Origin of the sequence: Streptomyces sp. NPDC059398 (assembly GCF_042751845.1) — a bacterium.
GTDB lineage: Bacteria > Actinomycetota > Actinomycetes > Streptomycetales > Streptomycetaceae > Streptomyces.
This window is the reverse complement of the sequence record NZ_JBHYWP010000112.1, coordinates 19690-27017: the sequence shown is the minus strand read 5'-3', so window position 1 is coordinate 27017 and position 7328 is coordinate 19690. Positions and strand designations below refer to the sequence as shown.

The 7328-nt window shown below is 72.1% G+C and carries 7 protein-coding genes; 2 read left to right on the top strand and 5 right to left on the bottom strand.

Annotated features, from left to right (window positions below; translation table 11 throughout):
• Positions 1-84: 84 nt before the first annotated feature.
• Positions 85-1440, bottom strand: a complete 1356-nt coding sequence (locus ACFXBC_RS30080) for a class II 3-deoxy-7-phosphoheptulonate synthase (protein ID WP_385031421.1) — start codon at positions 1438-1440, stop codon at positions 85-87.
• Positions 1441-1543: 103 nt separating this feature from the next.
• Here ACFXBC_RS30080 and ACFXBC_RS30075 point away from each other — a divergent pair, with 103 nt between their 5' ends.
• Both ACFXBC_RS30075 and ACFXBC_RS30070 read left to right on the top strand, forming a co-directional pair.
• On the top strand, positions 1544-1600 hold the full coding sequence (locus tag ACFXBC_RS30075; protein ID WP_353961846.1) for a trp operon leader peptide: 57 nt from the start codon (positions 1544-1546) through the stop codon (positions 1598-1600).
• 116 nt (positions 1601-1716) lie between these two features.
• Entirely contained in the window at positions 1717-3576 is a 1860-nt protein-coding gene (locus ACFXBC_RS30070; protein ID WP_385031418.1) for an anthranilate synthase family protein, read from the top strand.
• Positions 3577-3770: 194 nt separating this feature from the next.
• Here the strand turns inward: ACFXBC_RS30070 and ACFXBC_RS30065 are convergent, their stop codons facing one another.
• The 4 genes from ACFXBC_RS30065 to ACFXBC_RS30050 all read right to left on the bottom strand — a co-directional run.
• Positions 3771-4772 carry a 2-hydroxyacid dehydrogenase gene (locus ACFXBC_RS30065; protein ID WP_385031415.1) on the bottom strand — a complete coding sequence of 334 codons (1002 nt, stop codon included), beginning with the start codon at positions 4770-4772 and terminating at the stop codon, positions 3771-3773.
• A 112-nt stretch (positions 4773-4884) separates the two neighbouring features.
• Positions 4885-5913: a 6-phosphofructokinase gene (locus ACFXBC_RS30060; RefSeq protein WP_385031412.1), complete on the bottom strand. Its 1029-nt coding sequence runs from the start codon at positions 5911-5913 to the stop codon at positions 4885-4887.
• 161 nt (positions 5914-6074) lie between these two features.
• Complete coding sequence (locus tag ACFXBC_RS30055; protein ID WP_385031409.1) at positions 6075-6746, bottom strand: response regulator; 672 nt, start codon at positions 6744-6746, stop codon at positions 6075-6077.
• Between the two features lie 14 nt (positions 6747-6760).
• Positions 6761-7328 (bottom strand): sensor histidine kinase (locus tag ACFXBC_RS30050; RefSeq protein ID WP_385031406.1); only part of this gene is annotated, 568 nt, incomplete at its 5' end.

Genomic DNA, 7328 nt, shown 5'->3' with positions numbered 1-7328 from the left:
GTGCGGATCGCTGTGATCCGCACCCCACGGCCCTCTGTGCTCTGCCGGCCGCCGCACCGCGGTGCGGCGGGCAGGGGCTCTCGTCTACTGCGCCCGGTACATCTCCGCGACCAGGAACGCCAGGTCGAGCGACTGGCTGCGGTTGAGCCGCGGGTCGCAGGCCGTCTCGTAGCGCTGGTGCAGATCGTCGACGAAGATCTCGTCGCCGCCGCCCACGCACTCGGTGACGTCGTCACCGGTCAGCTCGACATGGATGCCGCCGGGGTGGGTGCCCAGGCTCTTGTGGACCTCGAAGAAGCCCTTGACCTCGTCGAGCACATCGTCGAAGCGGCGGGTCTTGTGGCCGGAGGCCGCCTCGAAGGTGTTGCCGTGCATCGGGTCCGTCACCCAGACGACCTGGGCGCCGGACGCGGTGACCTTCTCGACCAGGTTCGGCAGGCGGTCACGGACCTTGTCCGCGCCCATCCTGACGATGAAGGTCAGCCGGCCGGGCTCGCGGTCCGGGTCGAGACGCTCGATGTAGCTGAGCGCCTCCTCCGGGGTGGTCGTCGGGCCGAGCTTCACACCGACCGGGTTGCGGATCTGCGAGACGAACTCGATGTGCGCGTGGTCCAGCTGCCGGGTGCGCTCGCCGACCCAGACCATGTGGCCCGAGGTGTCGTAGAGCTTGCCGGTCCGGGAGTCCGTACGGGTCAGGGCCGACTCGTAGTCCAGGAGCAGCGCCTCGTGCGAGGCGTAGAACTCGACCGCGCGGAACTCCGCAGGGTCGGTGCCGCACGCCTTCATGAAGTTCAGCGCGCTGTCGATCTCGCGGGCGAGCTGCTCGTAACGCTGCCCGGACGGCGAGGACTTCACGAAGTCCTGGTTCCAGGCGTGCACCTGGCGCAGGTCCGCGTAGCCGCCGGTGGTGAAGGCGCGGACCAGGTTCAGCGTCGAGGCGGACGCGTGGTACATCTGCTTGAGCCGCTGCGGGTCGGGGACCCGGGACTTCTCGTTGAAGTCGAAGCCGTTGACCGAGTCGCCGCGGTAGGTCGGCAGGGTCACGCCGTCGCGGGTCTCGGTCCCCTTGGAGCGCGGCTTGGAGTACTGGCCCGCGATCCGGCCGACCTTCACCACGGGCACCGATGCCGCGTAGGTGAGCACGGCGCTCATCTGCAGCAGCGTCTTGAGCTTCGCCCTGATGTGCTCGGCGGACACGGCGTCGAAGGCCTCGGCGCAGTCGCCGCCCTGAAGCAGGAACGCCTCGCCCCTGGCCACGGCTCCCAGCCGCTCGCGCAGCTGGTCGCACTCGCCGGCGAAGACGAGCGGCGGATACGACGTGAGGTCCGCGATCACATCGCGCAGCGCCCCGGCGTCGGGGTACTCGGGCTGCTGCACCGCGGGAAGGTCTCGCCAGGCCGCCTCTGCGGCGGGGGCTTGGGTTTCAGCGTTCACGGTCACACCGCCAACAGTACGGGGTCGCCGTCACCGGTTCTGGTGGTGCCCGGTGGATGAGACAGCCGGGATCCCGGGATGCCGCCGCCGATGCGCTACAGTCCCCACCATGTTCGCGACGACGACTCGAAACTGGTGGTGGACCGCTCATCCGGCGGCCCACTGACATCGCGCGCACAGACGAAGCGAAGGCCGCCCGAGGGGCGGCCTTCCGTGTTTCACCGGCCGTTCCTCTCCGTATCCCCTCCCCGCGCCGCGGGGCACCCGGAAGGAACCACCCCGATGCTCATCAGCGAGCTGCTGGACGACCACCGCCCCTTCGCCCTGCTCCGCAGGCGCACGCCAGGACGTGACCACGACACCATCGAGCTGCTGACCGGCGAGGTCCACGAGGTGGAGCGGCTCGCGGACATCCCGGCGGACGGCGGCCCGGTGCTGGCCCTGGTGCCGTTCCGGCAGATCCGGGAGCGCGGTTTCGACGTGCGCGACGACGGGACACCGCTGGCGGTCCTGGTCGCCGACGAGACGTACGAGCTGCCGCTCGACACCGTGCTCGACCAGCTGCCCGCCCATGACGTACGGGTGGAGGACGGCTGCTTCGACATCGGCGACGACGCCTACCGCGAGATCGTCGGACGGGTCGTCGCGGACGAGATCGGCCGGGGCGAGGGGGCGAACTTCGTGGTCCGGCGTACGTACACCGGATCCGTCCCGGGCTTCGGCCGGGCGGACGCGCTCGCCCTCTTCCGGCGGCTGCTGGACGGCGAGCGGGGCGCGTACTGGACCTTCGTGGTGCACACCGGGGAGCGCACCCTGGTCGGTGCCAGCCCCGAGGTGCATGTCCGGATGTCCGGCGGGACGGTCGTGATGAATCCGATCAGCGGGACCTTCCGCTACCCGCCGGAGGGGCCGGACACCGAGGCGCTGCTGGAGTTCCTGGGCGACCGCAAGGAGACCGACGAGCTCTCCATGGTGGTGGACGAGGAGCTGAAGATGATGTGCACCGTCGGTGACATGGGCGGGGTCGTCGTCGGTCCGCGGCTGAAGGAGATGGCCCATCTCGCGCACACCGAGTACGAGTTGCGCGGCCGCAGCTCGCTGGATGTGCGGGAGGTGCTGAAGGAGACGATGTTCGCGGCGACCGTCACCGGTTCGCCGGTGCAGAACGCCTGCCGGGTGATCGAGCGGTACGAGCCGGACGGGCGCGGCTATTACGCGGGCGCGCTCGCGCTCGTCGGACGGGACGCGGGCGGGGCGCAGACGCTGGACTCGCCGATCCTGATCCGTACGGCCGACATCTCGGCCGGGGGCGTGCTGCGAGTGTCGGTGGGCGCCACGCTCGTACGCCACTCGGACCCGGCGAGCGAGGTCGCGGAGACGCACGCCAAGGCGGCGGGGGTGCTGACGGCGCTGGGGGTGCGGGAGGGGCGGCCCCGGGGGGCCGGTGCGGGGCCGCGGCTCGCCGACGACCCCCGGGTGCGGGCGGCGCTGGAGTCACGGCGGGCCGACCTCGCGCCGTTCTGGCTGCGGATGCAGGAGGCAAGGGCCGCCGTCGCGGGCCATGCGCTGGTGGTGGACGCGGAGGACACGTTCACCTCGATGCTGGCGCATCTGCTGCGCTCGTCGGGGCTCGACGTGACGGTACGGCGGTACGACGAGCCCGGTCTGCGCGAGCGCGCCCTGGGGCACCGGGGCCCGGTGGTGCTCGGCCCGGGGCCCGGCGATCCGGCGGACCGGACCGACCCGAAGATGCGGTTTCTGCGCGGCCTCACCGCCGAGCTGCTCCGCGGCCACCGGCACGGACTGCTCGGGGTGTGCCTCGGCCATGAGCTGCTCGCCGCCGAGCTGGGCCTGGAGATCGTCCGCAAGGCGATCCCCCACCAGGGCGCCCAGGAGCGTATCGACTTCTTCGGGCGCGAGGAGACGGTCGGGTTCTACAACTCGTTCACGGCGCGGTGCGACGAGGCGGCTGCGACCGGGCTGGCGGCGCGCCGGATCGAGGTGAGCCGTGAGCCGGCCGGCGGGGAGGTGCACGCGCTGCGCGGGGAGGGGTTCGCCGGGGTGCAGTTCCACCCCGAGTCGGTGCTCACGAAGAACGGGGTGCGGGTGGTGGCCGAGCTGCTGGCCGGGGTGCTGGTGTAGACGGCCGGGACCGGGCCCGGCGAGGGGCGGCGGGGCTCGCGGCGGGCCGGGCGGGGCTGCCCGGTGGGGCGTGGCTCCGGCCGCGGTGGGGCGGGCTCCGGCCGCGGTGGGGCGGGCTCCGGCCGCGGTGGGGCGGGCTCCGGCCGCGGTGGGGCTGGCCCCCGGTGGGGCGGGGCTCCGGCCCGGCGCCCCGGTCAGCGTCCGGCGAGCGGCACCAGCGTGTTCTCGTTGCGGCGCCCGGCCACGAAGTCCTCCACGTTGCGCACGGTCGCGGCGATGATCTGCCCGACCGCTTCCCGGGTGTAGTACGCCTGGTGCGACGTCACCAGCACGTTCGGGAAGGTGACGAGACGGGCCAGGGTGTCGTCGTCGACCACATCCAGCGACTTGTCGAGGAAGAAGAGTCCCGCCTCCGCCTCGTAGACGTCGAGCCCCACCCCGGTGAAGCGGCCGAGCCGCAACTCGTCGACCAGGGCCCGGGTGTCGACCAGGCCGCCCCGGCTGGAGTTGATGAGGAGGGCGTCGTCCTTCATGGAGCGGAGTTCGGCGGCGCCGATGATGTGGTGCGTCGCCGGGAGCAGCGGGACGTGCAGCGTGATCACGTCCGCCGTGGCGAGCAGCTCGTCCTTGGTCACGTACCGCATGCCCAGCTCCGTGCAGACGGGGTTCTCCGTGACGTCCCAGCCGAGCAGGTCCATGCCGAATCCGTGGGCGATCCGGGTGAACGCCTCGCCGATCCTGCCGGTACCGAGCACACCCGCCGTCCGCCCGCGCAGATCGCGGCCCATCAGCCCGTCCAGCCGGAAGTCGAAGTCACGGGTGCGCCCGGCGGCCCGGACGACACGGCGGTTGAGCGCCATCGCGAGGGTCCAGGCGAACTCGGCCACCGAGTACGGCGAGTAGGACGAGACCCGGGCCACGGTCAGGCCCAGGTCGTGGGCGACGTCGAGATCGATGTTGTTGAAGCCGGTGGACCGCTGGGCGATCAGCCGGGTGCCGCCCGCCGCCAGGCTCCGCAGGACGCCGGGGCCGAGGTCCGCGTTGACGCTGGTGCTGATGGCCCGGTGTCCGGCCGCGATCGGGACGGTGTCCTCGCTGAGGAAGACATCGACACAGCGGACGTCGCAGCGCCCGGCGAAGGCCGCCTCGATCAGCGGACGCTCATCGGCCTGCACGCCGAATGCGAGGACTTCCATGGTTCCTCCCGTATGCGGCGGGTACAGGACGTCCGGTACGAATAGGGCGAATATACGGCGCGGAGCACGGGTCCGCTCAGCCGGATCGGACGCCACAGCCGGAGCGGAAGCCTCAGCCGAAGAAGACCCCGGCCTCCTGGTAGAGCGCGGGGTCGACCGTCTTGAGCCGCGAGGTCGCCGCCGCGATCGGCACCCGTACGATGTCCGTCCCGCTGAGGGCGACCATCGTGCCGAAGTCCCCGTCGCGCACGGCGTCGATCGCGTGCAGACCGAAGCGGGTGGCCAGCCAGCGGTCGAAGGCGCTCGGGGTGCCGCCGCGCTGGACATGGCCGAGTACGGTGGTGCGGGCCTCGTTGCCGGTCCGCTTCTCGATCTCGGCGGCGAGCCATTCGCCGACCCCGGAGAGCCGGGTGTGGCCGAACGAGTCCAGGGTGCCGTCCTTGAGCACCGCGTCACCGCCCTTCGGCATCGCCCCTTCGGCGACGACCACGATCGGGGCGTACGAGGCGCGGAAGCGGGAGGTCACCCAGGAGCAGACCTGGTCGATGTCGAAGCGCTGCTCGGGGATGAGGATGACATTGGCCCCGCCGGCCAGCCCGGAGTGCAGCGCGATCCACCCGGCGTGCCGCCCCATCACCTCGACCACCAGGACGCGCATATGCGATTCGGCGGTGGTGTGGAGGCGGTCGATGGCCTCGGTGGCGATCCCCACCGCCGTATCGAAGCCGAAGGTGTAGTCGGTGGCCGAGAGGTCGTTGTCGATGGTTTTCGGTACGCCGACACAGGGCACCCCGTGCTCCTCCCAGAGGCGGCCCGCCACGCCCAGGGTGTCCTCGCCGCCGATCACGATCAGTGCGTCGACCCCGCACCCGGCGAGGGTCTCCCGTACCCGGCGGACGCCGTCGTCCGCGCTGAACGGATTGGTGCGCGACGAACCGAGGACGGTGCCGCCGCGTGGCAGGATGCCGCGCACCTCCGGGATGCCGAGCGGGACGGTGACCCCCTCCAGGGGACCGCGCCAGCCGTCCTTGAATCCGGTGAACACGAAGCCGTACTCCTGCACGCCCTTGCGGACGGCAGCCCGGATGACCGCGTTGAGCCCGGGGCAGTCGCCGCCCCCGGTCAGTATTCCGACCCGCATGGAACCACGTCCCTTCGCAGTGGAAGACACCTCGCCGTGGAGGACACCTCGCACAGAGGACACCTCGCCGTGGAGGACCCAGCGCCTTCCACGCTACGGTGACCCAGGTCACAAAGGGATAGGGCGGAAGGTCAATTCCCGCCCGGTTGTACGCAGTTGCTCTACGCGTCGTCGAGGCCGCGCTCTATGGCGTACCGCACGAGCTCCACCCGGTTGTGCAGCTGGAGCTTGCCGAGGGTGTTCTGTACGTGGTTCTGCACGGTGCGGTGCGAGATGACCAGGCGTTCGGCGATCTGCTTGTAGCTCAGGCCCTTCGCGACGAGCCGCAGCACCTCGGTCTCCCGCTCGGTGAGCTGCGGCGCCTTCGGCTCGTCGGAGGCCGCGGGCGCCGGGTCGGACGCGAGCCTGCGGTACTCGCCGAGCACCAGGCCGGCCAGTCCCGGCGTGAAGACCGGGTCGCCGTCGGCGGTGCTGCGGACGGCGTCCGTCAGCTCCTGGGTGCTGGCGGACTTCAGCAGATAGCCGGTGGCGCCGGACTTGACCGCCTCCAGCACATCGGCGTGCTCCCCGCTGGCCGAGAGCACCAGGACACGGAGCCCGGGGTCCGCCCCGACCAGCTCCTTGCAGACCTGGACGCCCGGCATGCCCGGCAGATTGAGGTCGAGCACCAGAACGTCGGGGGCGACGGCTCCGGCCCTGCGCACCGCCTGCGGGCCGTCGCCCGCCGTGGCGACGACCTCGAACCCGGCAGCCGTCAGGTCCCGGGCCACCGCGTCCCGCCACATCGGGTGGTCGTCGACCACCATCACCCTGACCGTCCGCTGCTCACTCATGCCGTTCCGCCCGCTCATGTCCGTCCGTCCCCCCGTGTACCGCCCCGGGTGTTCTCCGGGGCCCTCCTCGGAACTCTCCGTCTCGGAACTCTCAGTTCCACCTCGGTGCCCTGGCCGGGCACCGAGATCAGCTCGGCGCTGCCGCCCAGATCCCGCAGCCGCCCGCGGATGGAGAGGGCGACACCGAGGCGCCCCTCCCCCTCGGCGACCGCGAGCCTCCCCTCCGGGATGCCGGGGCCGTCGTCCCGTACCGTCACGATCACCCCGTCCGGCTCGTCCTCCACCAGGATCCACGCGCGGGCTCCGCTGCCCGCGTGTCTGCGGACATTGTCCAGGGCGGCACTGACAGCGGCGGCCAGCTCCTTCGCCGCCACCGGTCCGAGGAGGACCGGAGCGCCCGGTTCCGCGAAGCTCACCCGTGATCCGGCGTGCGGCGCGAGGAGCGCCCGCAGATCGCAGAGGTCGTCCGGGGCCCCGGTCCGGGGGCCGGGCGGGGCCGCCGCGGCCCCGGGGGGGGGGTGGCCGGCGGGCGGGGGGGGGGGGCGGGGAGCGGGGGTCGGGTGGGGGGGGCCGTGGACGAGG

What these genes read in the sequence shown, in the direction of transcription:
- ACFXBC_RS30060 (WP_385031412.1), bottom strand. Translation starts at nt 5,913, where the DNA reads ATGCGGGTCGGAATACTGACCGGGGGCGGCGACTGCCCCGGGCTCAAC.
- ACFXBC_RS30065 (WP_385031415.1), bottom strand. Translation starts at nt 4,772, where the DNA reads ATGGAAGTCCTCGCATTCGGCGTGCAGGCCGATGAGCGTCCGCTGATC.
- ACFXBC_RS30070 (WP_385031418.1), top strand. Translation starts at nt 1,717, where the DNA reads ATGCTCATCAGCGAGCTGCTGGACGACCACCGCCCCTTCGCCCTGCTC.
- ACFXBC_RS30055 (WP_385031409.1), bottom strand. Translation starts at nt 6,746, where the DNA reads ATGAGTGAGCAGCGGACGGTCAGGGTGATGGTGGTCGACGACCACCCG.